21 protein-coding genes and 1 riboswitch are annotated in these 25,289 nt (G+C 38.9%); of the genes, 16 read left to right on the forward strand and 5 right to left on the reverse strand.

The window, feature by feature from the left end; translation table 11 throughout:
* The first annotated feature begins 69 nt into the window (after nucleotides 1-69).
* From pheS to AAGS61_RS06425, 6 genes are all read left to right on the forward strand, one after another.
* A complete protein-coding gene (gene pheS, locus AAGS61_RS06400; RefSeq protein WP_391368946.1) occupies nucleotides 70-1,107 on the forward strand; it encodes a phenylalanine--tRNA ligase subunit alpha in 1,038 nt (345 codons plus the stop codon).
* 12 nt (nucleotides 1,108-1,119) lie between these two features.
* Complete coding sequence (pheT, locus tag AAGS61_RS06405) at nucleotides 1,120-3,525, forward strand: phenylalanine--tRNA ligase subunit beta (protein ID WP_391368949.1); 2,406 nt, start codon at nucleotides 1,120-1,122, stop codon at nucleotides 3,523-3,525.
* 136 nt (nucleotides 3,526-3,661) lie between these two features.
* Nucleotides 3,662-3,770, forward strand: a riboswitch (TPP riboswitch).
* A 124-nt stretch (nucleotides 3,771-3,894) separates the two neighbouring features.
* Nucleotides 3,895-4,644: a hydroxyethylthiazole kinase gene (gene thiM, locus AAGS61_RS06410; protein ID WP_391368951.1), complete on the forward strand. Its 750-nt coding sequence runs from the start codon at nucleotides 3,895-3,897 to the stop codon at nucleotides 4,642-4,644.
* Entirely contained in the window at nucleotides 4,641-5,462 is an 822-nt protein-coding gene (gene thiD, locus AAGS61_RS06415; protein WP_391368954.1) for a bifunctional hydroxymethylpyrimidine kinase/phosphomethylpyrimidine kinase, read from the forward strand. Before thiM ends, thiD begins: the two co-directional genes overlap by 4 nt.
* Entirely contained in the window at nucleotides 5,452-6,081 is a 630-nt protein-coding gene (gene thiE / locus AAGS61_RS06420; RefSeq protein ID WP_391368957.1) for a thiamine phosphate synthase, read from the forward strand. The genes thiD and thiE overlap by 11 nt, the downstream gene beginning before the upstream one ends.
* Before the next feature lie 114 nt (nucleotides 6,082-6,195).
* Nucleotides 6,196-7,656, forward strand: a complete 1,461-nt coding sequence (locus AAGS61_RS06425; RefSeq protein ID WP_391368959.1) for an MFS transporter — start codon at nucleotides 6,196-6,198, stop codon at nucleotides 7,654-7,656.
* A 43-nt stretch (nucleotides 7,657-7,699) separates the two neighbouring features.
* Here the strand turns inward: AAGS61_RS06425 and AAGS61_RS06430 are convergent, their stop codons facing one another.
* On the reverse strand, nucleotides 7,700-8,188 hold the full coding sequence (locus tag AAGS61_RS06430) for a nucleoside-diphosphate sugar epimerase (protein ID WP_391368962.1): 489 nt from the start codon (nucleotides 8,186-8,188) through the stop codon (nucleotides 7,700-7,702).
* Between the two features lie 336 nt (nucleotides 8,189-8,524).
* Between AAGS61_RS06430 and AAGS61_RS06435 the strand changes: the two genes are divergently transcribed.
* The 3 genes from AAGS61_RS06435 (at nucleotide 8,525) to AAGS61_RS06445 (ending at nucleotide 12,774) form a co-directional block, all read left to right on the forward strand.
* A complete protein-coding gene (locus AAGS61_RS06435) occupies nucleotides 8,525-10,519 on the forward strand; it encodes a methyl-accepting chemotaxis protein (protein ID WP_391368964.1) in 1,995 nt (664 codons plus the stop codon).
* 609 nt (nucleotides 10,520-11,128) lie between these two features.
* The gene (locus AAGS61_RS06440; RefSeq protein WP_391368967.1) at nucleotides 11,129-12,133 is read left to right on the forward strand and encodes a VanW family protein; all 1,005 of its coding nucleotides are present in this window, start codon (nucleotides 11,129-11,131) and stop codon (nucleotides 12,131-12,133) included.
* Nucleotides 12,134-12,237: 104 nt separating this feature from the next.
* Nucleotides 12,238-12,774, forward strand: coding sequence for a hydrolase (locus AAGS61_RS06445; protein WP_391368970.1), 537 nt, complete (start codon nucleotides 12,238-12,240; stop codon nucleotides 12,772-12,774).
* 156 nt (nucleotides 12,775-12,930) lie between these two features.
* Here the strand turns inward: AAGS61_RS06445 and AAGS61_RS06450 are convergent, their stop codons facing one another.
* Together AAGS61_RS06450 and psiE are read right to left on the reverse strand one after the other, a co-directional pair.
* Entirely contained in the window at nucleotides 12,931-14,529 is a 1,599-nt protein-coding gene (locus tag AAGS61_RS06450) for a multicopper oxidase family protein (protein WP_391368973.1), read from the reverse strand.
* 108 nt (nucleotides 14,530-14,637) lie between these two features.
* Complete coding sequence (gene psiE, locus AAGS61_RS06455; RefSeq protein ID WP_391369345.1) at nucleotides 14,638-15,054, reverse strand: phosphate-starvation-inducible protein PsiE; 417 nt, start codon at nucleotides 15,052-15,054, stop codon at nucleotides 14,638-14,640.
* 174 nt (nucleotides 15,055-15,228) lie between these two features.
* Between psiE and AAGS61_RS06460 the strand changes: the two genes are divergently transcribed.
* Nucleotides 15,229-16,665, forward strand: coding sequence for a DEAD/DEAH box helicase (locus AAGS61_RS06460; RefSeq protein ID WP_391368976.1), 1,437 nt, complete (start codon nucleotides 15,229-15,231; stop codon nucleotides 16,663-16,665).
* Between the two features lie 84 nt (nucleotides 16,666-16,749).
* Here AAGS61_RS06460 and AAGS61_RS06465 read toward each other — a convergent pair whose 3' ends face one another.
* Both AAGS61_RS06465 and rnhC read right to left on the reverse strand, forming a co-directional pair.
* Nucleotides 16,750-18,699, reverse strand: a complete 1,950-nt coding sequence (locus AAGS61_RS06465) for a methyl-accepting chemotaxis protein (RefSeq protein WP_391368979.1) — start codon at nucleotides 18,697-18,699, stop codon at nucleotides 16,750-16,752.
* 149 nt (nucleotides 18,700-18,848) lie between these two features.
* Nucleotides 18,849-19,787 carry a ribonuclease HIII gene (rnhC, locus tag AAGS61_RS06470; RefSeq protein ID WP_391368982.1) on the reverse strand — a complete coding sequence of 313 codons (939 nt, stop codon included), beginning with the start codon at nucleotides 19,785-19,787 and terminating at the stop codon, nucleotides 18,849-18,851.
* A gap of 186 nt (nucleotides 19,788-19,973) precedes the next feature.
* Here rnhC and AAGS61_RS06475 point away from each other — a divergent pair, with 186 nt between their 5' ends.
* From AAGS61_RS06475 to polX, 6 genes are all read left to right on the forward strand, one after another.
* Nucleotides 19,974-21,242: a helix-turn-helix domain-containing protein gene (locus AAGS61_RS06475; protein WP_391368985.1), complete on the forward strand. Its 1,269-nt coding sequence runs from the start codon at nucleotides 19,974-19,976 to the stop codon at nucleotides 21,240-21,242.
* 162 nt (nucleotides 21,243-21,404) lie between these two features.
* Entirely contained in the window at nucleotides 21,405-21,545 is a 141-nt protein-coding gene (locus AAGS61_RS06480; RefSeq protein WP_391368988.1) for a hypothetical protein, read from the forward strand.
* Nucleotides 21,542-22,051 (forward strand): hypothetical protein, encoded by a 510-nt coding sequence (locus AAGS61_RS06485; RefSeq protein WP_391368991.1) that lies wholly within the window; start codon nucleotides 21,542-21,544, stop codon nucleotides 22,049-22,051. The genes AAGS61_RS06480 and AAGS61_RS06485 overlap by 4 nt, the downstream gene beginning before the upstream one ends.
* Before the next feature lie 643 nt (nucleotides 22,052-22,694).
* A complete protein-coding gene (gene zapA, locus AAGS61_RS06490) occupies nucleotides 22,695-22,955 on the forward strand; it encodes a cell division protein ZapA (protein ID WP_391368994.1) in 261 nt (86 codons plus the stop codon).
* Nucleotides 22,956-22,960: 5 nt separating this feature from the next.
* Entirely contained in the window at nucleotides 22,961-23,500 is a 540-nt protein-coding gene (locus tag AAGS61_RS06495) for a CvpA family protein (RefSeq protein WP_391368997.1), read from the forward strand.
* Between the two features lie 70 nt (nucleotides 23,501-23,570).
* Complete coding sequence (polX, locus tag AAGS61_RS06500; RefSeq protein ID WP_391369000.1) at nucleotides 23,571-25,280, forward strand: DNA polymerase/3'-5' exonuclease PolX; 1,710 nt, start codon at nucleotides 23,571-23,573, stop codon at nucleotides 25,278-25,280.
* Nucleotides 25,281-25,289 lie beyond the last annotated feature (9 nt).

A 25,289-nucleotide genomic window follows, 5' to 3' on the forward strand; every position in this document is an offset into this window, starting at 1 on the left:
TATAAAATCGCGTTTGGCTGATCAAATAACACCACCAAAATGAAACAAACTACAAGGAGGTTTTTATACATGGAACAACAATTAAAACAGCTTGAGCAAGAAGCTCTGGCGAAAATTGAAGCGTCATCGAATGTAAAAGAATTAAATGATGTTCGTGTTGCATATTTAGGGAAAAAAGGACCAATCACAGACCTACTAAAAGGGATGGGGAAATTATCTGCGGAAGAGCGCCCAAAAATGGGTGCACTTGTGAATACAGTACGTGAACATGTAACAGCCCAATTAGAGGCGAAGGCAACCTTACTAGAAGAGCAAGCGATTCAAGAGCAATTGGAAAAGGAATCAATCGATGTCACATTACCAGGTGCTACGATTAAATCTGGAAATCGTCACCCATTAACACGTGTAATTGAAGAAATTGAAGACTTATTCGTTGGAATGGGCTATGAAATCGTAGAAGGTCCAGAAGTAGAAAAGGACTATTACAACTTTGAAGCGATGAATTTACCTAAAGGTCACCCAGCGCGTGATATGCAGGATTCATTCTACATTTCAGAAGAAATCTTACTACGTACACATACATCACCAGTACAGGCACGTACGATGGAAGCGAAAAAAGGGGAGCCAATTCGCGTTATTTGTCCAGGTAAAGTATTCCGTCGTGATACAGATGACGCAACACACTCTCATCAATTCATGCAAATCGAAGGGCTTGTTATTGGCGAAAACATTCGCATGAGTGATCTAAAAGGAACGCTTGATGCACTAGCAAAGAAAATGTTCGGTGCGGAGCGTGAAATTCGCCTACGTCCATCATTCTTCCCGTTCACTGAGCCATCAGTGGAAGTAGATGTATCTTGTCATAAGTGCGGCGGTGCAGGCTGTAACGTATGTAAGCAAACAGGCTGGATTGAAATTTTAGGTGCGGGTATGGTACATCCTAACGTGCTTGAAATGGCTGGTTATGACTCGAAAAAAGTATCAGGCTTTGCGTTCGGTATCGGTGCTGAACGTATCGCGATGTTAAAATACGGGGTGGATGATATCCGTCACTTCTATACGAATGACGTACGCTTCTTATCACAATTCCACCGCAGTGAAGGGTAAGGAGGATTATTTATGTTAGTATCATTAAAATGGTTAGCACAATATGTAGATATAGCAGGCATTGCGCCACAAGAATTAGCAGAAAAAATTACGCGTTCAGGTATTGAGGTAGATGCTGTCATCGATTGCTCTGCTGGCATGACAAATGTCGTAGTAGGTCATGTCGTATCAAAAGAAAAGCATCCTGAGGCAGATAAATTAAATGTGTGTCAAGTCGATGTTGGGGAAGCAGAATATCAACAAATCGTATGTGGTGCACCAAATGTAGAGGCAGGTCAAAAAGTAATTGTTGCGCGCCCAGGTGCGCATTTACCAGGTGGCATCAAAATTAAAAAAGCAAAACTTCGCGGTCAAGAATCGAACGGGATGATTTGTTCATTACAAGAGCTAGGTGTTGAAGGTCGCCTTGTCCCAAAAGCGTATGCGGAAGGAATTTATGTGTTACCAGCAGATGCAGTGCCAGGATCAGATGCGTTAGAACTTTTAGGGTTACGCGATACAGTTTTAGAGCTTGGTTTAACACCAAACCGTTCAGATGCGTTATCGATGCTTGGTGTGGCGTATGAAGTAGCAGCCATTCTTTCACAAGAGGTAAAGCTTCCTGAAATTAGCTACACAACATCAACTGAAAAAGCGACAGATAAATTAAAACTACGTGTAGAAGACACAGCAGTGAACCCACTATACGCAGCAAAAGTAGTGAACAATGTAAAAGTAGCAGAGTCACCACTTTGGTTACAACATTATTTAATGGCATCTGGCGTGCGTCCACACAATAACGTAGTAGACATTACGAACTATATTTTAATGGAGTATGGTCAACCACTGCATGCATTCGATTACGACAAGCTAGCAACAGGAGAAATCGTGACACGTCATGCAACAGAAGGCGAAAAAGTGACAACGTTAGATGACCAAGAGCGCACATTAGCAGCACATAACTATGTCATTACAAATGGCAAAGAGCCAGTTGCGGTAGCTGGTGTAATGGGTGGAGCAAACTCAGAAGTATCAGAATCAACAACAACGGTTGTCATTGAGTCAGCTTACTTCGCAGGTTCTTCTGTTCGTCGTACATCAAAAGATCTAGGTTTACGTTCTGATTCATCTGCTCGTTTTGAAAAAGGCGTAGATACAAACCGTGTACTTCCTGCTGCTGAACGCGCAGCACAGTTACTTGCAGAACTTGCAGGCGGTGAAGTGTTAGAAGGAACAGTACTTGTAGATGAATTAGATAAAACACCAGCTCGCGTTGTTGTATCACCTGACTTCGTGAATGCGCGTCTTGGGATGAAGATTTCGCTGGAAGATATGCTATCGATTTTACATCGTCTAAAATTCGATGTAGAAGCGGCAAATGGCATGCTTATTATTGACGTACCAACACGTCGCGGAGATATTAAAATTGAAGAAGATATCGTAGAAGAAATCGCACGTATGTATGGGTACGATGAAATTCCAATTACATTACCAGCATCTGATGTGGTAGGCGGTTTAACAGCATATCAAGGAAAACGTCGTATTGTGCGTAGTGTAATGGAAGGTGCTGGTTTATACCAAGCGGTGACATATTCCCTTACTTCTGCGGAAGCGTCACAAAAATTTGCGTTAAAAGCAGAAGAAACAACAAAGTTATTAATGCCAATTTCAGAAGAGCGTTCTACATTACGCCAAAGCTTAATCCCACACTTAGTGGAAGCAGCTGCATACAATGTGGCACGTCAAATTGATTCGGTTGCATTATATGAAATCGGTTCTGTATTCCTTGGTCAAACAGCGGATGAATTACCACTTGAAGAAGAACATTTAGCGCTTGTTTTAACAGGTAAATGGACGGATCATGCATGGCAAGGTGAAAAGAAAAATGTTGATTTCTTTGTGGCGAAAGGAATCGTTGAAGCAGTAGTGACAAAGCTTGGCTTAACAGATCGCATTTCTTACGTAAAAACTACTATTGATGGCTTACATCCAGGACGTACAGCACATGTGCTACTTGATGGAGAAGTAATCGGTTTAATCGGTCAGTTACACCCAGCAGAACAGAAAAAAGCAGGTGTCAAAGAAACATATGTAGCGGAACTAAACTTACTCGCTATTTTAAGTGCCGCAACAGAAGAATTAGTGTACACACCTGTTCCACGTTTCCCAGCGATGACACGTGATATTGCATTAGAGCTTGACCGTACAATGCCAGCTGGTGAAATCGTAGCTATTATTAAAGGTGCGGGCACAAAACTGTTAAAAGATGTGAAAGTGTTCGACGTTTACGAAGGGGAGAAAATGGCAGCAGGCAAAAAATCAGTTGCTTTCTCTTTAACTTATTTCGACCCAGAACGTACGTTAACAGATGAAGAAGTAGTAGCAGCACATAACAAAGTACTAAAAGCATTAGCTACAGCAGGTGCAGAAGTACGCTAAGACCAGTACGTGTATTTCAGGCATGCTCTTTTACAGGGCATGCCTTTTCAATTGACTGTTTCGTGTAGATGGGGAAACATCACTCAAATGAGGTTGTTATTCTTAAATGAATATATTATCATGAAGACAGATGAATAGTACCCACAGGAGGGGCCGAGGTAGTCGGCTGAGATTGTGCACACAACTGCACTGACTCTTTGAACCTGTAAGTTAGTACTTGCGTAGGAATGTGGATAGAAACCGACTTTCAAGCGATGTCAGGCTCTGTCCTGATATCGTTTTTTCTTTTTCACTCGCGTTAATTTAGTGGAAAGTATCGGTGAATGTTAATGTGATAAAAAACCTAATATGAAAGTGAGATTAAACAATATGAGTTTACAACAGATTCGTGTTAAACAGCCACTTGTATTATGTATGACAAATACAGTAGCAGCTAATTTTACAGCGAATGGTTTATTAGCAGTAGGAGCTTCGCCGCTTATGTCTGAGGCGTTGCAAGATGCAGAGCAATTAGTTGGCATCGCTAATGCGGTACTCCTTAATATTGGGACAGTACATGATGCTTCGTTTCAAGCGATGTTAGCAGCGGGGAAGGCAGCAAACGACAAGGGAATTCCTGTTGTATTAGATCCAGTTGGTGTGGGCGCATCAGATTACCGCCGCCGTGTTGTAGAAAAGATTTTAGAAGATGTAAAAGTGGCTTGTATTCGTTGTAATGTAGGTGAACTAGCGGCACTTGCTGGCGTGCACTGGGAAACAAGAGGTGTTGATAGCGGCGAAGGAGAAATGGATGTTATCGAAGTTGCTCGTTTAATGGCCAAAGCGTACAATACGATTATTTTTGTGACAGGCTATACAGACGTTTTAACAGATGGGGTGCATGTAGTCGAAGTGACAGGTGGACACGAAAAAATTACAAACGTTACAGCAACAGGATGTTTACTCAGTGCATTAACAGCAGCAGCTTGTTCATTGGAAGGGAATCGTCTACAGCAGTTACAAGCGTTAGCAGCTGATTACCAACAAGTAGCTGCACAAGCTTGCCAATACGGGATTGGTACAGTGCAAGTTGAAATATTGAACGCACTCGAACAATTATCAATGGAGGCTAAATCATGAATATTGTTATGACCATTGCCGGCTCAGATTCAGGTGGCGGGGCAGGCATTCAGGCAGATTTAAAAACGTTTCAGGAATTAGGCGTTTTTGGTACGACGGCTATTACCGCACTTACCGCGCAAAATACGCTAGGTGTAGAAGGCATTTCACCTGTAGATTCAGATTTTGTAGTACAACAAATACTGGCGGTTTTTCGTGATATGCCAGTGAAAGCGATTAAAACGGGTATGTTATTTTCAGCTGAAATTATAACGTCCGTTGCCGAAGTATTACGTGAAAAGGATGTACAACTTGTCATTGATCCAGTCATGATTGCTAAAGGTGGTGCAACACTTTTACAACAAGCGGCCATTGAAGCGATGAAAACAACGTTATTGCCACTCGCAACTGTCGTGACACCGAATATTCCAGAAGCCGAAGTGTTAAGTGGTGTGACGATTACAACGTCGGAGGATATCGAAAAAGCGGCACAAGTCATATTTGGCTACGGTGTGCAATGTGTTGTCATGAAAGGTGGCCATTTAGCGGGTGACACTGCGGTTGATACGATTTATTTTGCAGATGGGTCATCATTTGCTATACAAAGTGAACGTATTCAAACGAATCAGACACATGGAACAGGTTGTACATTTTCAGCGGCACTAACCGCCTTTTTAGGGCAGGGATATGACATGAAAACAGCCATTATCGAAGCAAAGAAATTTGTCCAACTAGCAATTCAAAATCCACTGAATATTGGTCACGGACATGGACCGACGAATCATTTTGCGTATAAACAGCAACAGGGGCAAGTCGAGGTGAGAGTCATTGAAGCGTGAACAACTAAGTGTGTACTTTATTATGGGGACACAAAATGCAAAGCATAAACAACCTTTACGTGTATTAGAAGAAGCATTACAAGCAGGTGTGACGATGTTTCAGTTTCGTGAAAAGGGTGACGGGGCATTGACAGGTGAGGCATACGAACAATTTGCGAAGGATTGTCAAGCGCTGTGTCAACAATACAATGTCCCATTTATCGTGAATGACGACGTGGAACTAGCATTGAAACTACAAGCAGATGGTGTACACGTAGGTCAGGAAGATGAAGCAGTAATGACAGTGAAAGAACGGATAGGCGATATGATTTTTGGTGTATCGGTGCATACGATGGAAGAGCTAGAAGTAGCACTAGCAAATGGTGCAACATATGTCGGTATTGGGCCGATCTTTGCAACAAAATCAAAAGATGATGCCAAAACACCTGCAGGAACCCATTTTTTACGACAAGTGACAGAAACGTATCCACATTTATGGACAGTTGCGATTGGTGGTATTACGGAACAAAATGCTTGGGAGCCCCTTCAGGCAGGCGCAGATGGTGTAGCCGTTATTTCTACCATTTGTGAAAGTGAATCGATTGATCAAACAGTGCAACATCTAAAAAATATGAAATAAATGACGAAAAAGCGACACAATTGTCGCTTTTTCTTGTTCTATTTATAGACGAGGGCGTTTTCCCTCCTATACAATTAAACTGTGAGTCTTATTTATATGAAGGGAGGCATCGTTTTGACATTTCATCCAATTAAACTATTACGTATAACAGGCATTTTAGATGGAATTTCGCTTTTAGTTCTATTATGTATTGCGATGCCATTAAAATATTTCGCGGATTTTCCGCTCGCTGTGACGATTACAGGCGCATTACATGGTGGCATTTTTATAGCATATGTTATAGCAATTGCTTATGCGCAATTACGCGTTCAATGGAATATAGGATGGTCGCTCCTAGCGCTCGTTGTAGCATTTATTCCAACAGGAAATTTTCTATTTGATTTTTATGTAAAAAAAAGACAAAACCTATATACACTCAAGCCGTTTCGTAAGTCATGGCTTGTGTATCTCATTGTGTTCTTTACGTTTATTGATTTATTCACACAGCTACCAGTCATGAGTACCTTTGCGACATCAGTTGGCGCAAGTGCGATGGTAGCGGGCTTTGTCGTCGGTATGTATTCACTTACAAATACATTTGGGAATATTTTATCGGGGATATTTACGGATCGGTACGGTGCGTTTCGTCTGCTAGTGGTTGGTTTACTGACAACAAGTTTTTCATTAGCCTTATATAATCTAGTCGATAATTCGACAACACTTATTTTAGTACGTGTAATTCATGGATTTTTAGGGGGATTAATTGTACCAGCAGCTTTTACATTACTAGCGAATATGACGAAGGAAGAAAAGCAAGGCAGTCAAAGCGCCATTACAGGTTCGTTTGTCGGCATTGCAGCCATTATCGGACCGGCATATAGCGGGATTATGGCAAGCCGAACTTCGGTACCATTTGTGTTTACAACAGTAGCGATTGCCGGTGTTGTTTTAGCGGTGTTGACGTTTATGTTCTTAAAAATGTCCACCTCTACAAAGAAGGTGCAAAAAACAAAAGAGTCCTTCCATTTTAATAAAGGCGTTGTACAGGCATATGCAGGTGCATTTCTCCTGATGTTCTCACAAGGGGCACTTGCGTATTTATTGCCATTACATGTGGAGAGTTTAGGCTATAGTTCTCGCTTAAGTGGGACACTGATGAGCATGTTTGGGATCGTGGCGGTACTTATTTTTGTGTTACCAACGAATCGTTTATTTGATAAAATCTCCCCTGTGTATAGTTTAGTATTTGGGCTTTTATGTATGGGCGGAAGCCAAATTTTAATTGGTCAATTATCAACGCAAGGCACACTTTACGGTGGACTTGCTTTATACGGCTGTGGCTTTGCATTTTTATTCCCAGCGATTAATACATTACTCGTACATGCAACAGCACCTGAGATGCGCGGGAAAGCATACGGTTATTTCTATGCCTTCTTTTCACTCGGAGTCGTAGTAGGCTCATCGGGTTTAGGTGTATTACCATTTACAATTACGGGGAATTTTATCGTCACAGGTGTATTGCTTATTTCATTTTCAGCAATTGTGTTGATGACGATGATTTTCGCGAGAAACAGTTCAAAAACAGTACATGTGTAAAAGGCGGGCTATATGCTCGCCTTTTTAGTATGTAAAACGAATATTAATGCTCGCTATCTTCAACTTGTTTTACTCGTTTGAATATGCCATATAGCCCACCTATGATAGCTGTTAATGTATGAATCGCAGCAAATGTATAAAAATTAAGATAGATTTTATTCGTATATTCATTCAGCTTTGGGAAGCCGTAAATGGAAGAATGACTTTCTTTTTCTGTCCCCCCAAGTGAGGTATAAATATCATTTTTATAATCGATAGCGAAATAAGTAAACGCAATCAACAGTGCAATCCCGCCAATAATAAAGCAGTTTCGTAAAATCCGATCATGTGCGTGACGGGAAAGTTCTGTGAAATATCGAAATGTTGTCAATAAACTAAGTACAATAAATGGGATAACGAGTGTAATACCGACAGCTCCTAAATTACCACTAGTTGTACTAATATCATCTGCCTTTAACGTGAAAAAATGCTCAATAACCATTACACCGAGCAATGAAATGCCTATACTAATCAGCCAGCTTAAACGCAACATACAAACTCCTCCTTACTTGTACCACTATACATGGCTCCGAATGAATGCACAATGTACTAGTTTAATATGGAATACTCATTGTAAATATAAGGAAAAAGAATTATAATAATATTGAAATATTTCACTTATAGTGAGTGGATTCACAAACGGATATTACTATTTCAATAATCGTTGCTTTTCGCTTTGGCACTCGCTTTTCCTGTAGAAGTCTCGTGTTCTCGCTATAAGCAATTATGGTTAAAGAAATAGAGAGGGATACTAGTAATTTATTCATTTCAAAGTAGAGCGAGGTGAAATGTTTAATTAGGATACTAAACACCTGGTTAAACGTAGCTAATGGATCAATCGAAGAAAAAGCGTAGAAAAACATCAATTAATATGAAGCTCGGTTTTGCATTGTTAATTGCTTTATTAATTCCTACTTTGTTAATTGCATTGACATCGTATAATTCAGCGAAATCAGAAATTGAAAGCCAAATTCAAGCGAGTGCATTTCAAAGTGTATCCACAGTAGATGCTTTCATTTATAAGCATGTGGAACCGATTGTTAATGATGTCGATTATTTTGCTGGACGCATGAATCAGGCGGCTTGGCAAGCAGAGGATTGGACCCCGATTTTAACCGATTTAGCACAATATTTTGAAACAAGTGAAGGGATTGTTTCATCTTTTATTGGAACAGTGGATGGGGATATGATTCAACATCCAGACTTAGGCTTAATGAATAATCCAGATTTTGATCCGCGTACACGTCCCTGGTATCAAAATGCAGAAGCGAATCCTGGTCAAGTGATTGTGTCAGACCCACACCAATCTGCTTCTACAGGAGATTGGGTTGTAACGATTTCCAAGCAGTTAGCAGATGGAAGTGGTGTATTTGCAGCGAATCTAGGAATGGATGAATTATATACACTTATTAGTACGATTAAAGTTGGTGAGACTGGTTATCCGTTTTTAATGACAGAGGGGAAGGTCATGATTGCCCACCCAACGATTGAGGGCGGTACAGATGTTGCTGAAGAACCTTGGGCGGAAAAAACGGTGACAACGAATGACGATACATTTGATTATGAGTTTGAAGGCACGGATAAACAAATGTTTGTACATACGAATGCATTAACAGGTTGGAAAATTGGCGGAACGATGTTTAAGAGCGAAATTACAGAAGCGACAAGTCCAATTTTAAAAACAACAGCATTTGTTGTTATAGTAGCGCTTGCGATTTTAGGTGTTTTCATCATAGTCATTATTCGTTCCATTACAAAGCCATTAAAAGAAATTACAGATGCAGCAGCTGTAATGAGCTCGGGTGATTTGCGAACAAAGTTATCGATCAATAAGCGTGATGAAATCGGTGTACTGAGTAAATCATTCCAAAAAATGGGGGACATGCTATCTTCGATTATTTCACATATTCATAATAAATCAGCTGTTATTTCATCATCTTCTGAAGAGTTAACAGCAACTTTAATGGAAAGTAGTCGTGCAACAGAACAAATTTCAGCAGCGATGAACGATGTACAGGAAGGTTTAGCAAATCAAACAATGAAACTAAGCCAAAGCTTTGAGTCGCTAAAAAATGTATCGGATGATATTCATGAGATTTCTGAAAATACAACACAGGTGACATTAAAGGCACAGCAAGCTGAAAAAACAGCGGATATTGGTCATGATATTGTCATTTCCACTCAAAATCAAATGGCTACTATTGAAGGAACGTTTAATGCGTTATCTAGTGATATTGAGACAGTTAATAACTATGCAAATGAAATTAACGAGATTGTCAATGTAATTACATCGATTTCAGATCAAACAAATTTATTAGCATTAAATGCGGCGATTGAAGCTGCTCGTGCTGGTGAAGCAGGGAAAGGCTTTGCAGTTGTAGCGGATGAAGTGCGTAAATTAGCTGAGCAAACAAACAATTCCTCCATTCAAGTAAAAGAAATTATTACATCCATTCAACGTGAATCTTCCAAATCGGTTGAATCGATGAATACAAGCTTAAATGAGGTTAAAAAAGGTTTAGAAATGTTTGCACAAACAGAGACAAACTTTTTAGAAGTGAAATCATTTATCGAGGAAATTACCGATCAGCTTGAAGCAGTCCAAATACGTGCACAAAAAATTGCTGCCAATAGTGAGCAAGTTGTTTCAGATATGCAAGTAGTTGAACGTATTTCAACTGAATCGAAATCACAGCTTGAAACCGTATCGGTAGCAGCAGAGGAACAATTATGCTCGATGGAGGAAATTTCAGCAACAGCAGAAGCACTTGAATCCATCGTTGAAGATTTACTAGAAGAAGTACGTTTATTTAAAGTAAATTAATCTTTTGTTCAAAGTGTGAATGTGCTCTTGGAGGGAGTCTTGTTATTTCAGGTGTGTTGATTATACAAATAATGGTGTATTATGAGCGTGTTTTTTAGTGAAATGATTAATAAAAATGCGCTTGCTCGTTGATTGTAGCGGAGGCGACTCGACTCCTGCAGGAGAAAGATCAAAGGCTAAAGTCACCACGTCCTGTGGCAACGCCTTTGTGAGCAACATCATGTTGCCCCGAGCTGAAAATCCATTTATTTCGGCATTAGCCGAAATAAATTAGTTGAAGCCGTGCCTGCGGAAAGCGAGTCAGCCGTAGCGGAAATCAACATATTCTAATGTTCTCTTTAGCAATAAGAGGTAAATCAACACGCGTGTTGTTATTTTGTGTGTATTAGTAGTCAATGCACTATACAGGCTGCATAAAAAGCATGGATATTTGTAAATATGGGACATCAGCTTGCTTTATTTTGAAGCAAGCTGATGTTTTTTTATTCATTTTCGCATGATAATTTTTTGGATTCACAAAATAATAGTTAACACACACAACTATCAACTATCGAATACGATGTATTAATTGTTCATCATAGAAAATTTATAAGGCTAGAGGTAAATGATATGAAAAAAAGGGTTATTTTTTTGTTTGTTTTGGTGATGGGGCTAATGGGGTGCCATGAAAATTCAACGGAAGAAGATAATTTTGAACAGCAAGTGATGGCACTTGAAAATCAGGTGGAAGACTTACAACAACAAGTGACCTATACGAATGAGCAAGAAGAAGAAACAAAGCCGCTAGAGCTGCCGACGATTAATCTTATTGATCCTAACACATCAAAAGTGATACAAACATTAACACCACTTAAATTAGGTTATGAAATGGACATCGCACAATATATAAAAAAAGTGGAACAGCTTGTGATGGAGTTGGCAAGGGGAACAGAGACGACCGTGGGGTATGATCAAAAAATGGTGTTAGATAAATTTGATGACAATGGGCAAATTATTAAAGGACAGCCAAAGATTGTGTTAAAGGAAAGTGAGTTAATCGAGAGAATAATGGAAGTCTCGTCAATTGGTGGAGATATTTATTTGCCCCTTTTAGTGACGGAGAGTAGTTACTTGGTTGAAGATGCGTATCAATTAAATGATACACTCGTTGCTTCCTATACAACCTACTTTAAACCAGGTCAAAGTGGAAGAAATAAAAATATTGAACTATCAGCTGAAGCGATTCACAATGTCATTGTTGGCGGTGGGGACTATTTTTCCTTTAATACGATGGTTGGACCAAGAACAAAGGAAAGAGGCTATCAACCTGCCCCTGAAATAATTAAAGGGGAAATTGTGATGGGGATTGGTGGTGGTATTTGTCAAACATCTTCCACATTATTTAATGCAGTAGACCAAATACCAGTGACGATTGTAGAAAGGCATCACCATTCATTAGATATTGGCTATGTACCTAAAGGCAGAGATGCGACAGTTGCATACGGTGTATTAGATTTTACGTTTCAAAATACAAGTGGTGTCCCTTTTTTAATAAAAACCATGTACGGCAATGGATTTCTGAGAGTAGAGGTCAGAACTGCAGAAGAATATGAAGTCATTTTAAAGGCAGTTTAATGAAAATCTCTAATAAGCCATGACTTCATTTAGAGAAAGAAAAAGTTGGAAATACAATGCTCTCCCATTATAATGAAAAGTAATCGTGTAAAGGGGGAGTAGGGATGTTAACGAAAGATGAAACGGTACTTGTACTGATTGATATTCAGGGGAAGCTTGCGCAAATTGTAGATGAAAGTGATGCCGTTATTGATAATATTGTGCGCGTTGTAAAAGGCGCAAAGGTACTTGACTTGCCAATTTTATGGCTTGAACAATATCCGAAAGGGCTTGGTCCAACCGTGGAAGCAATTGCGAATGAAATAGATGGCACACCGATTGAAAAAATCACATTTAGTGCTTATGACAATGAAGAGTTTGTACAAAAGCTTGAAGCAACAGGGCGTAAGAAAGTGCTGTTAGCAGGAATTGAGACACATATTTGTGTTTATCAAACAGCTGCCCGTTTATTAGCAAATGGTTATGAAGTCGAAGTATTAGCTGATTGTGTATCATCACGAACAGCTGGCAATCGTGAAGTCGGTATCCAAAAAATGATACAGCTTGGTGCCAATATTACGAGTGTTGAAATGGCTTTATTTGAGATGCAAGTCGTAGCAAAGGGCGATGCATTTAAAGCGATTAGTGCGATTGTAAAGTAAACAAACGCTTTCATCCTGGCAGCCTTGCCTATCAAGCGTTTTCAAGACAGTCTGCACATTTTGCTGTTTTTAAGTTGACCCTAAAAATAAATGTAGACAAAGTCAAAGTTCGACTTTGTCTACACTCTAAGCGTCCTGAATATTTAGGGCGCTACTTTAATGCTGTTCATGCTCATCTACATGTGGTGGTTGAACTGGGTGGGTATCGGGAATGACTCGAATCGGCCGCATCATATCGTGATCCTCATGTTCAAGTATATGGCAATGCCAAATATAGTTCCCCGTATATTCTTTCCAATGCATAATAATTTTTGTTACAGTACCTGCATCTACTTTCACTGTATCTTTCCAGCCTCGTTCATAGTTTCTTGGCTCCTCAGGCTCACCAGTAAATTTTAGTATCCCTTCATTTCGGTACAGTTCTACATCAAAAGGTCTTCGTTCAAGAATTTTAAATTGCACTAAGTGTACATGGATTGGATGTGGAAATGGTGTTGTATTAATAATATTCCAAATTTCGATACTATCTAACGATGGCTTTTCGGTAGCCGGATCATGATACATTCGATTATTTAAAAGTAGCATAGGTCTGCCGTATTGGTCGGTTGAAGCAGAGAGCGGTAAATTTCTAACGGTATGTGCGTGAGATTCATGCATGCCCATATCTTCCGCTAACTTTACAGGAACTTCACTCGGATCTTCCTTTTTTAAAGGAAGATCCACACGGAATTGCATGATCATGCTTGTATGTTCATCTGTATCCAGGTCATCGTTCATAAGTGTAATGTGTTCTCCTGCAAGATTGGAGAAATCAATAATAATATCAATTCTTTCGGAAGGGTGTAGTTCAGCGGAAATAATTTCGTTTGGAGCTGTTAAAAAACCACCATCTGTCCCAATTTGAATCATTGGTTGATTATTAGCCAGTCTTATAATATACGCTCTCCCATTAGAGCTATTGAGTAGGCGGAATCGATATTTTCTAGGCTCGACGCGCAAATACGGCCATACTTTTCCGTTCACAATAATTGTATTTCCGTCAAATCCAGGTGTAACAGAAGGGTGGACAGTAACAGGGAATGGCGGCGCATCGGGATAGAATAAGGAGCCATCTTCATTAAAGGATTTATCTTGAATCATTAACGGGATTTCATATTGGCCGCTTGGTAGATTTAATCTTTCCTCAAGTGAGTCTCGAAGGAGGTAAAAGCCAGCGAGTCCTGCATAAACATTCAGTCTAGTCATACCCATTGTGTGATCGTGATACCATAAAGTAGTAGCAGGTTGGTGATTCGTATATTCATGAACTTCTCTGTTAAATTTCGGTCCAGTCACTTCATAATTTTGTGTATACCACGCTTCAGGATGACCATCACTTTCCCAATCAACATGTGCTCCATGAAGGTGGACAACGGACCTTACTTCTGGTGAATCTGAGACGCTATGAAGTGTAGTATCCACAGGTAAGAAATGTTTTGTAGGTAGTTTATTCATATATTTTACAAATGTAGATTGGTCTTTTTTCGCTTCGATAGTTGGACCAGGAACGAGCCCATTATAGCCCCAAACAGTAGAGAACGGAAATTCTTTATGGAATCGATGGCGGGCTTTAAGCATAGTCATTTCGTAATAAGATTTTCGTGGATAATCTTTATGCGCTTTGGCTATTGCTACTGGAAGAATGGGAACCGAATCAACAAATTTAGGGATAGTGCTGGGGTCTGCAGGATTAACGAAGTCAATATGTTTACTCATTTAACATACATCCTTAATTTTTATTTTACGTTATCTATCCTATTCAACTTATGCTAAAAGGGTGTAATTCCATTCTAATCTTCCTAGATAACGGAGGTTTGCCTACTATTAAGTTGCGTCTTTTGTCTTTCGTACCCCAGGTCGTTCTCTTGGTGTGATATTAATAATGTAATAACCGATAATTAACACTAAAATAACGAGCGAGAAAATGAGTGTATCAATTGGATGCTCGTGCTCAACGATAATTAATCGAACCATCGCTGTAATGCCGATGTACATGAAATACCTTAATGGGAAATGGTAATCTTCTTTGAAATATTTCACAATCATTGTGATGAACTCGAAGTATAAGAAAAATACGAGGATATTTGCCAGGAAATATTTATAGTCGCGTTTATCAGAAGAAAAAACCATTTGTAAAAAATCTATAAGCTCCATGATTAGCATAATACTCAAAATAATGGCTAATACTGTTAAACTTACATTTAAAATGATTTGCAACATGTGTGGAATCACGTTTTTCATACTATTTACTTTTCTCAACTTTTGTTCCAAATCATAACCCCCTTTCTTTTAGATATGTTGTTTATCGTTTTCGAAATATAGAAATTTAAATATTTAACAAAAACGTCATAATGAAACCGCTTGCCTCTTATGTTTCATGTATAATGAGTTCTAGCTAGCGGTAGGAGGAACAGTATGCAAAACTTTAAACAGTTTCATTTAAGTGAGCCGATTGAGCGTGCACTAGATAAACTTCATTACACAATGCCAACAGAAGTACAGCAAAAAGTATTACCCGTAGCATTGGCGAATCTTGATTTACTCGTAAAATCACAAACAGGTAGTGGGAAAACAGCTGCCTTTGCCATTCCGATTTGTGAACAAATCGATTGGCTTGAAAATAAACCACAAGCACTCGTCTTAACACCGACACGCGAGCTTGCGGTACAGGTAGCCGAGGAGTTCACAAGCATTGGCCGCTTTAAACGTATTAAAGCGGTACCACTTTACGGCAAGCAACCGTTTCATTTTCAAAAAACAGAATTGCAACAAAAAACACATGTAGCAGTTGGGACACCGGGCCGTGTGTTAGATCATATTGAAAAAGGAACGCTCAAGTTAGAAAAAATTCGCTACGTCGTTATTGATGAAGCAGATGAGATGCTTAATATGGGCTTTATCGAACAAGTGGAGGCCATTTTAGCGCATCTCCCGACCAATCGTGTGACAATGTTATTTTCAGCTACGTTACCAGAAGCGGTTAAAGCGTTAGCAGCTAGACATTTAATTGCCCCTGTTGATATTGAGGTACAAAAAGAAATTGTGACGCAGACGATTGAGCATTGTGTCATAGAAGTAGCAGAGGAAGAGAAATGGCAGCTACTACAAGATGTCACGATTGTAGAAAATCCGGATAGTTGTATCATTTTTTGTCGTACAAAGGATCGAGTCGACGAAGTACATGATGAGCTATATGATTTAGATTATAGTGTAGATAAGTTACATGGGGGGATGGATCAATCGACACGTCTGCTTGTAATGAATGACTTTAAGGAAGGTGCATTTCGTTACTTAGTAGCGACAGATGTAGCGGCACGTGGCATTGATATTGACCACATTACACATGTCATTAACTTTGATATACCATTAGAAAAAGAAGCCTATGTGCATCGAGCAGGTCGAACAGGACGCGCGGGATTGACAGGAAAGGCGATTACATTTGTCACACCATATGAAAATGAATTTTTAGCACAAATTGAGGAATATGTCGGCTTTGATTTACCAAAAGCAGAAAGACCAGATGGCGAGTTAGTCGTGAAAATGGAGCCGTTATTTGAACGAAAGATGAGTCAGACGCCGAAGAAAAAGCGGGCAAAGAAGGAACTAGTGAACGAAGGAATTATGAAGCTTTACTTTAACGGTGGCAAAAAGAAAAAACTACGTGCTGTCGATTTTGTCGGAACGATTTCAAAAATTCCTGGGATGAGTGCAGAAGATATTGGTATTATTACAATTTTGGATCAATCCACTTTTGTTGAAATTTTAAATGGCAAAGGATCGATTGTATTAGAGGCAATGAAACATACAACGGTCAAAGGGAAAAATTTAAAAGTGCACGTCGCTAGAAAATAAAAGATGCGGTAAGCAATGGAATGATTTTCGTTGCTTACCGCATTTTCGTCTATTTAATTAGTAGTAATACTGCTTTATTTTATTTTATTTTATTTTAAAATGGCCCATCGTTTGCTGAAGGTGGTTGGCTGTTGTTAATAATGATTCAGCGGATGCAGCCATTTCTTCCATCGAAGCCAATATTTCTTCAGACGATGCGGCCACCTCTTCTGTCGAGCGTGCATTCATGTGTGCTTTTTCTGTTAACTGCTCTGCAGATACCGTAACCTCTTGAACACGCGATGCAATTTCTTGTGTCGTTGTGGACATTTGGTTAATCGTTGGTACGATTTGCTGCATACTTACTAAAATTTGATCAAAGCGTTCTGCGCTTTCGTTACATATGACAATCCCTTGATTTACATCATTCAATGTGTCTTGCATCATTTGAACAGAATTGGCTGTTCCTGCTTGAATCGATTGAATGAGCTGATTAATTTTTTCTGTCGAGTTTTTTGAATCCTCTGCTAGTTTGCGTACTTCATCTGCGACAACAGCAAAGCCTTTTCCATGCTCACCTGCACGTGCAGCTTCAATAGAGGCATTTAATGCAAGTAAGTTTGTTTGATTGGAAATTTCTTGGATGACATCTAAAATCGAATTGATTTCCTTCGTACGGTCGTAGAGGCTACGTATAGTACGGTCTGTTTCCGTTACAGAGTGCTCGATTTGAGCCATTTGTGATACGGCGCCGTGAATCGAAGTACTACCTATTTCCGCTTGTGTCATGGCCTTGTGTGAAAGCGCTGAGACATCGTGTGTATCTTTCGCAATCCCCATCACATTTTGAGCAACGATAGTCAATGATTGTGTGTTTTCTTCGTTACGTAGCATTTGTTCATCAGCAATCGCTGCAACTTCTGAAATTGCATTTGAAGTTTGCTCTGTCGCATGAATCACCTGTGTAGCACTTGCATCCAATATGTTTGCAGCTTGATGTACAGCATGGGTGCTATCCTCTACTTGGTATAAAACATCACGTAAACGATGCTTCATTGTATTGAATGCCTCTGCAAGTTGACCAATCTCATCATTTGTTTTTACTTCAATATGTTTTGTTAAATCGCCTTCACTCACAGTGACAGCTGTATCACGTAACGCTAAAATTGGCTTTGTGATCGAGCGAATAATGAATAAAATGAAGATGCCACCAATCAGAAAGGCAACCGCTAAAACCGAAAAATTAATTTTTAAAATAGGGGCAGCGGCTGCACGTACCTCGTCTGGCAGCATCGTCCCAACTAACTTCCATCCCGTTATATCATTCGTTAAATAGTAAATAAACCCTTCAGTTGCCTCTAGTTGCCCGTTCGTATTCGTATAAATTTTCTCGATATAGCTTTCAGTTGCTTCCGTTGCACTGTCCATTTCGTGGTGTGCAATGTATTTTTTTTGTGTATCTAATAGTGTGACATAGCCTTGCTCACCAATGTTTACTTGGTTTGCAATCGTTTTTAATGTTTCAATGCTAATGTCAATACCAAAAACCCCAGACCTGTCTTGTAATTGTTGGGCCACCGTTAGTACTAATTCACCTGAACTTGTTGAAATATAAGGAGCGGTAATAATGGGCTGTCCATTGCTTGCAATAGCGGCTTCATACCAAGGACGATTGCGTGGGTCGAATGTACTTGCATATTCATAATATGGCTCACGAATCATTTTGCCGTCAGCTTTTCCGACATAGGCAATCAACGCTTCAGGGTGTATCGCTAAATAATCGGCAAGCTTTGTTCGCAAGTTTTCTTCACTCGATGTTTGTTTGAAAAACTGTGCAAAGTATTGCGCATCATTGAGTTTGGGCTCAATTGTTGAAGAAATATTGGCATTTAATAATTCCATGCTCGCTTTAGCACTTGCCATTTGTTGCGTTTCAATTTGTGTTTTTGCACTATAGTAAGATAGCAATCCGATGATAAGCGTTGGGATGACTAAAATCATAGCAAACGCAAATAGTAATTTTTTCTGTAAACTTAAATGTAAAATTTTCCTCATTTTTTCTGAAAATATCCCCCATAAATAATATAATTATTTCATACTGTATGTAACATTTTCCCGTTGGTATTATAAAGGATAATATAGGTAAAAATCATTTTTCTGAATTATATAATTATTTGATGATAGGACATATAAAAAAGCACAGTTCAGTCCTGTGCTTTTTTGCGTAGTAATGTTTTCGCTTTTTCCGTATTGGCAAAATGCCATTTGGAGATGGATTTTAATGTTGTTTCACCGTGCTTTGCTAAAATACGTGCAGCCATTTCATCTACTTTGCCACTTGCTCCTTTTTGTAATGGGAAGCCAATGATGTCAGCTAAACGGTCCATCTCTTTTAAAAAGGCATAACGGGCGAGAATAGAAGCCGTTGCAACCGCTACGTGTAGATTTTCAGCTTTTGTGGAGAATAGTACATTTTCACGTACTAATTCTTTTTCATTTTGAAGGTAGTTATAGTAAGTATTACGTTCAGCAAATTGGTCAATGAGAATGTATGCTGGTTTTTCTGGTGTCATTTTAGTGAGGACATTTTTTAAGGCTTGATTGTGCATCATTGCTTTAATTTTTCCTTGGGAGTAGCCCTTTGCTTGAATGGTGTTATATTTATCATTGCGTAGTGTGAGAATACTATGAACACAGGCTTTCATTAAGTCTGGTGCGATTTTGCGCATATAATCATCTGTTAATTGTTTAGAATCCTTCACACCGAGCTCTTCAACGAGTGCAATCTGATTAGCTGGCACATAGACTGCCGCTACCGTTACAGGTCCAAAATAGTCACCAGTTCCTGTTTCGTCAGACCCAATAACCGAAAGTGTTGAAAAGTTTTCGGGCAGTGTATCTCCTTTCGCCCCATTTCCTTTTTTTACAGTAGCCTCATCTGCTACGCCAAAACGTCCTGATTCACGAAGAGCCCCAGCTCCTTGAAACATAACTTTGCCAGATTTATAAACGGTAATCGCGGTATCTACTAACTTTGCGGCAAATACTACGCCTGGTGCATTTCGTTCTATACGATCTGAAGCATAGTAGCTTTGTACTTTGTTTATCTCTTCTTTAGAAAGTTGTAATACAATATTGGTCATTTACGTCACCCTCATTTTGTTCACTTTATGTTAAGTGTACAGGTGGGCAGGGGAGATGTCTAATGGAATAAGCAGCTGGTGATAATAATTCGTTGCTGGTCACCTAATCATAGGAAGGATGTTAATTTCGCGATGCCCTTCTGTTAAAATATAAAGGATAACATAGATTTAGGAGTGAAGGTTCATATGCAGATAGGCGATAAGCTGAGACAGTTAAGAATTTATAAAGGATTGTCTCAAGTCGAATTAGCAGCCGGCATTTGTTCGACAGCATATTTAAGTAAAGTTGAGAATGGTAAAACTTCACCATCTGCGAGCTTTCTCGAAAAGGTTACGAAGAAACTTGAAGTAGAGTCTTCGGCCTTTGGGACAGAAAAAACAGCATATTACGTTGCACTAATTCAACAACTGGAGAAAAAAGTTCGACAGGAAGAAGGATTGACAGAGAAAGAAATATCGACATTACACCTCGCATTATATGAAATATTATCGATGGATTTGCAGGTGAAAGTGTTTAATTTATTAATGAAATATTATATTAGCAATACGCAAATCGCTGATGCCCAGCGGCTATATGAACTGTGTGAAAAAATCATTCCAATGGAGACAAATGTAATATTAGAGGATATGCATGATGTGTTTGTATTTTATAATTTGTTAGGCAATTACTTTTATAGTCAGCAACAATTCCATTCGGCAGACTACTATTATACAAAGGCAAAGGATTATGGGAGTAAAAGTCGTTTAGAACTGGCGAAAATCTTCTATAATTTAAGCTTAACAAAGCAGCGCATTTTTGATGACATGCATATTAGCTTAATTTATGCGAAGCAAGCATATGAATTATTTGAGCAAGAAGAGCAATATGCTGAAGTAATCGATGTATTGATTTCAATGGCAATACAGTATACATATAATGAAAATTTTGAAGAAGCTAAGTCCAGTTTACAATTAGCTTTTGACCACTTAAACGAATACCCTGGAGTGCGACAAAACACTACCCTGTTTATGTTAGAATATCATTGGGGTAGATTAGATGAGGCAATGGGTAATGAGGAAGCGGCCTTGCAAAGGTACGTAGCGTTAGCCGATACATTAGAGGAACACGCACCGTTAGTATATGTTTTAAAAAGTTTAGTTGATTTATATTTTACACAAAAACAGTGGGTGCAAGTTCAAGCTTATAGTGAACGAGCGATGGCATTAGCAGAACGCTTTCAAATGAATTATATTTATATTCAACTCATGACGGTGCGTGCCAATATGTTGAAAATGCGCCAAGATGAGATTGGGTACGAAAAGGAAATGAAAAAGGCGCTCCTTTTAGCAAAAGAGCATGTATTAGGCAAGTTAGTAAAAGAAATTGCACAAACATTAGGCGACTATTATATGGAGCTCCGCTTTTATAAGAAATCCAGCGAATATTATAGAGAAGCTTTGCAATCATTAAAATAATAAAAATGGTAGCTTTTTAGTAAAATATCTATACCAGGGGATTGAGATTGGTTAATTTTTTTCGGGAAAATACCTAGTGACTGCTATCAAATTTCATTTTATTTAACCTCTGTAAGTTAACTAAATATGTCCTATATAGTTAGGTTAAAGGAGGTTAATCATATGAAAAAGTTATTGATCGTCATTGTTGCAATTGTAGCAATCGGTGTAGCAGCGCTAAATACACCCGTTACTGACCAAGCTCATGATACATGGCAACCTGGACCTAAAGGAGCGCCAGTTTATGGGAATGACATTATTTGATTAGAGAAACACTTACGAAAGTCTATGGGGGTCCTACTTATTTAACGATTCCCTGTTCGATTCGTACGTCAACTTCCATTTTATCCTATCAGCAACCAATTTTACATAAAAATGTGCTTGCACAAATAATTCAACAAAGTATTCAGGATGTAAATAAAGAAGGGACAGTAATGGATATGGTTCCTGTTATTTTATGTCCAAAATCTTTCTTGATTGATGGATTGGATGCACAAGGGTGCTATGTATATGACTTTGTGCAACATCAAATGATTTATGGTGCCTTGCATATGGAATTTGAGTATGAAAAGCCTTATGCTGTAGTATTGGGATATATAGCGAATGGGCGTCAACCAACATTTGATCAACAATTTATTGAATTTGGTTCTTTACTAGAAGAGATTCAAATTGAAGAAATGCATAAAGAGTTGACAATGCAACTCTATGATGAACCACAACAAGTATATTTAACACATCTAATTTCCAGAAAAATAACATGTAGATTTTAATTCCTCAAGAAAATAAAACGCTTAAAAATAATTCGTCTAAAAGCACTTCCGTTAAAGGGAGTGCTTTATTTTGGTTAGAGTAAAAGAAAGACCAGGTGTGTTGATTATGAAAATATTTCCTGTATAGAAGTGTGTTTCTTTAGCAAAAACGTGATCAAAAATGACTTGCCAGTTGATTGGAGCGGAAGCGACTCGACTCCAGCAGGAAAAGCCGTGCCTGCGGAAAGCGAGTCAGCCGTAGCGGAAATCCACGTATTCCCATGTTCTCTTTCACAAATAAGAGGTAAATCCACACGAGTGTATTTTAATTATGGTTGATTAGTGAAAGAGACATGCGGCTAGCATAAAGGCTTGTAAATTAATATTTGCTACTTTTTAAAATGAACATAGATAATGAATATGCATAATATTTTTATTTTATACGAAACTTCAGTTTTTCAGGAAATAAGGCTATTTGTTGTTATAATAAGGTTTATTCGGCTATAGAGTTGCTAGATATAAAGTGAAAATGGTATGATATGTATTATCGTTTTATACATAAAGAGGGGTTAAATTTGTACTCGCTGAGCGAGAGGCCTAATGGGAAGTTATGAAAGGCGTTAACCCTAGGTTGTTATTGCTTATGCTGGTGGGGGGATCACTTTTGGCTGAACAACAAAAAAATAAAATTTCGGTTGATATATACGGACAGACATATAAAATCATTGGTACAGAATCTACGGGACATATGCGATTAGTTGCTTCGATCGTAGATGATAAAATGCGTGAAATTAGCGTTCATAACCCAACGCTGGATAATGCCAAGCTGGCTGTGTTAACAGCTGTTAATACTGTGCATGAATTATTGCAGCTAAAAGAGCAAATAGAATCGCTTGAAGAGCAGTTGAAAAAGTTAAAGGATTGAAGTAAATGCTAGATTTATTAATACTACTTATTTTAATAGCCGGTGTCATCATCGGTTGGAGACGTGGGCTCGTTGTTCAAGCAATTCATATGTTTGGATTTATTATCGCCATTCTTGTGGCGCTGATTTATTACAAGTCGCTTGCACAACAGTTTTTATTATGGATTCCTTACCCAGGGTTTGCAGAAAGTGCAACGTCCATACTAGGACTTGAACAACTAGATGTTGATCGCACATTTTATCGTGTGATTGCATTTGCAATTATTTTCTTTATGACAAAGCTCATTTTACAAATACTCGGGTCGATGCTCGACTTTTTGAAGTATCTCCCAGTTCTTGGCCCCATCAATCGATTGCTAGGTGCCGTACTTGGCTTTATAGAACTGTATTTCTTACTATTTATCGGATTATATGTGTTGGCACTATTACCGCTTGAGGGATTACAAGCTCGATTAGATAGCTCTATCTTTACTGGTTTGATATTAGAACATACCCCAATTATTTCATCATTGTTCCAAAATTGGTGGTATATTTACTCAAAATAATGGAAGAGCAAAATACTTCTCTCACTTTTGAGAGAAGTATTTTTTATAATGATTAGAGGAGGCGGCTTTATTGAATAAGAAAATCATTATCCGTACATTAGAAAAGATAGCATTATACTTAGAGTTACAAGGAGAAAATCCATTTAAGGTTTCAGCATTTCGCAAAGCAGCCGCTGCACTTGAGGCAGACGAACGTTCTTTAAGTGAAATAGATGATATTACAACGATTAAAGGTATTGGAAAAGGAACAGCTGCAGTGATTCATGAATTGATTGAACATGGAAAATCAAGCGTGTTAGAAGAGTTAGAAGAGGCGGTTCCGAAAGGACTAGTCCCGTTAATGAAATTACCTGGTCTTGGCGGCAAAAAGCTAGCGAAATTATACCAAGAGCTAGGCATTGTCGATGCGGAATCATTAAAGGTAGCGTGTGAAAAAGGTCATGTGAAAACGCTAGCAGGATTTGGTGCGAAAACGGAAGAGAAGATTTTAAAAGAGCTCGAAAACTTTGGGAAGCGTGCTGAACGTCTACCGGTTTGGCAATTAGAGCCTGTCGTATTTGAAATTAATGAGCTGCTTGCAAGTCTGCCTGAAGTGCAAAAGTTTTCGGTAGCAGGTAGTTTTAGACGTGTAGCAGAAACGAGTAAAGATATTGACTTCATTGTAGCAACGGAAGCACATGAAGTTGTACGAGAAGCTATTTTATCACGTCTTGTTACATTAGAGACAGTAGCAGCAGGTGATACGAAAATTTCCCTCATTTTAGACCGTGAAGAACCGGTGAGTGTCGATTTCCGATTAGTAAAATTACATGAATTTGCGACAGCACTACATCATTTCACAGGCTCAAAAGACCATAATGTACGTATGCGTCAACTTGCGAAATCACAAGGGAAGAAAATTAGTGAGTACGGGGTGGAACAACCGGATGGTACAATGGCAACATTTGAAACGGAAGACGCCTTTTTCGCTCATTTTGATCTGCCTTTTATTCCGCCAACAGTACGTGAAAGTGGTAATGAGCTAGAGCGATTAGAGGAATTAGCTGGGCTTGTCCAGCTGGAGGATATTGTAAGTGATTTGCATATGCATACAACATGGTCAGATGGTGCACATTCTGTGAATGAGATGGGGGAAGCGCTCATTGCACGTGGCTATCATTACGGTGTTATTACAGATCATTCGCAATATTTAAAAGTAGCAAATGGGTTAACACCAGAGCGTTTAGAGAAACAAAAGCTGGAAATTTTCGCATTTAATGAGGCGCATCCACATTTTCGTTTATACCGTGGGACAGAAATGGACATTTTACCAGATACAACGCTAGATTTTGATGATGCAGTTATGCGTGAACTGGATTTTGTCATTGCCTCGATTCATTCTAACTTCTCACAACCGCAAGAGAAAATTATGGAGCGTCTATTCAGCGCGGTGAAAAATCCGTATGTGCATATGATTGCACACCCAACTGGTCGGATTATTGGACAGCGTAGCGGTTACGAGCCAGATGTCCCACAGCTGATTGAGTGGGCAGCAGCGTATGGTAAAATATTAGAGTTGAATGCCAATCCATACCGGCTCGATTTATGTGTAGAGCATTTGCAAATGGCGATGGAGAAAAATGTACCAATTGCCATTAATACAGATGCGCATGCCATCGATCAATTACGCTTTATGGATATTGGTGTTAAATATGCGCAAAAAGCATGGTTGAAAAAAGAGTTAATCGTAAATACATGGAATATGAATCAATTTGAGGAGTTTATCCGTAAACATAAATAATTTGAGTTT

This window comes from Lysinibacillus sp. KU-BSD001, from assembly GCF_042920265.1.
GTDB lineage: Bacteria > Bacillota > Bacilli > Bacillales_A > Planococcaceae > Lysinibacillus_B.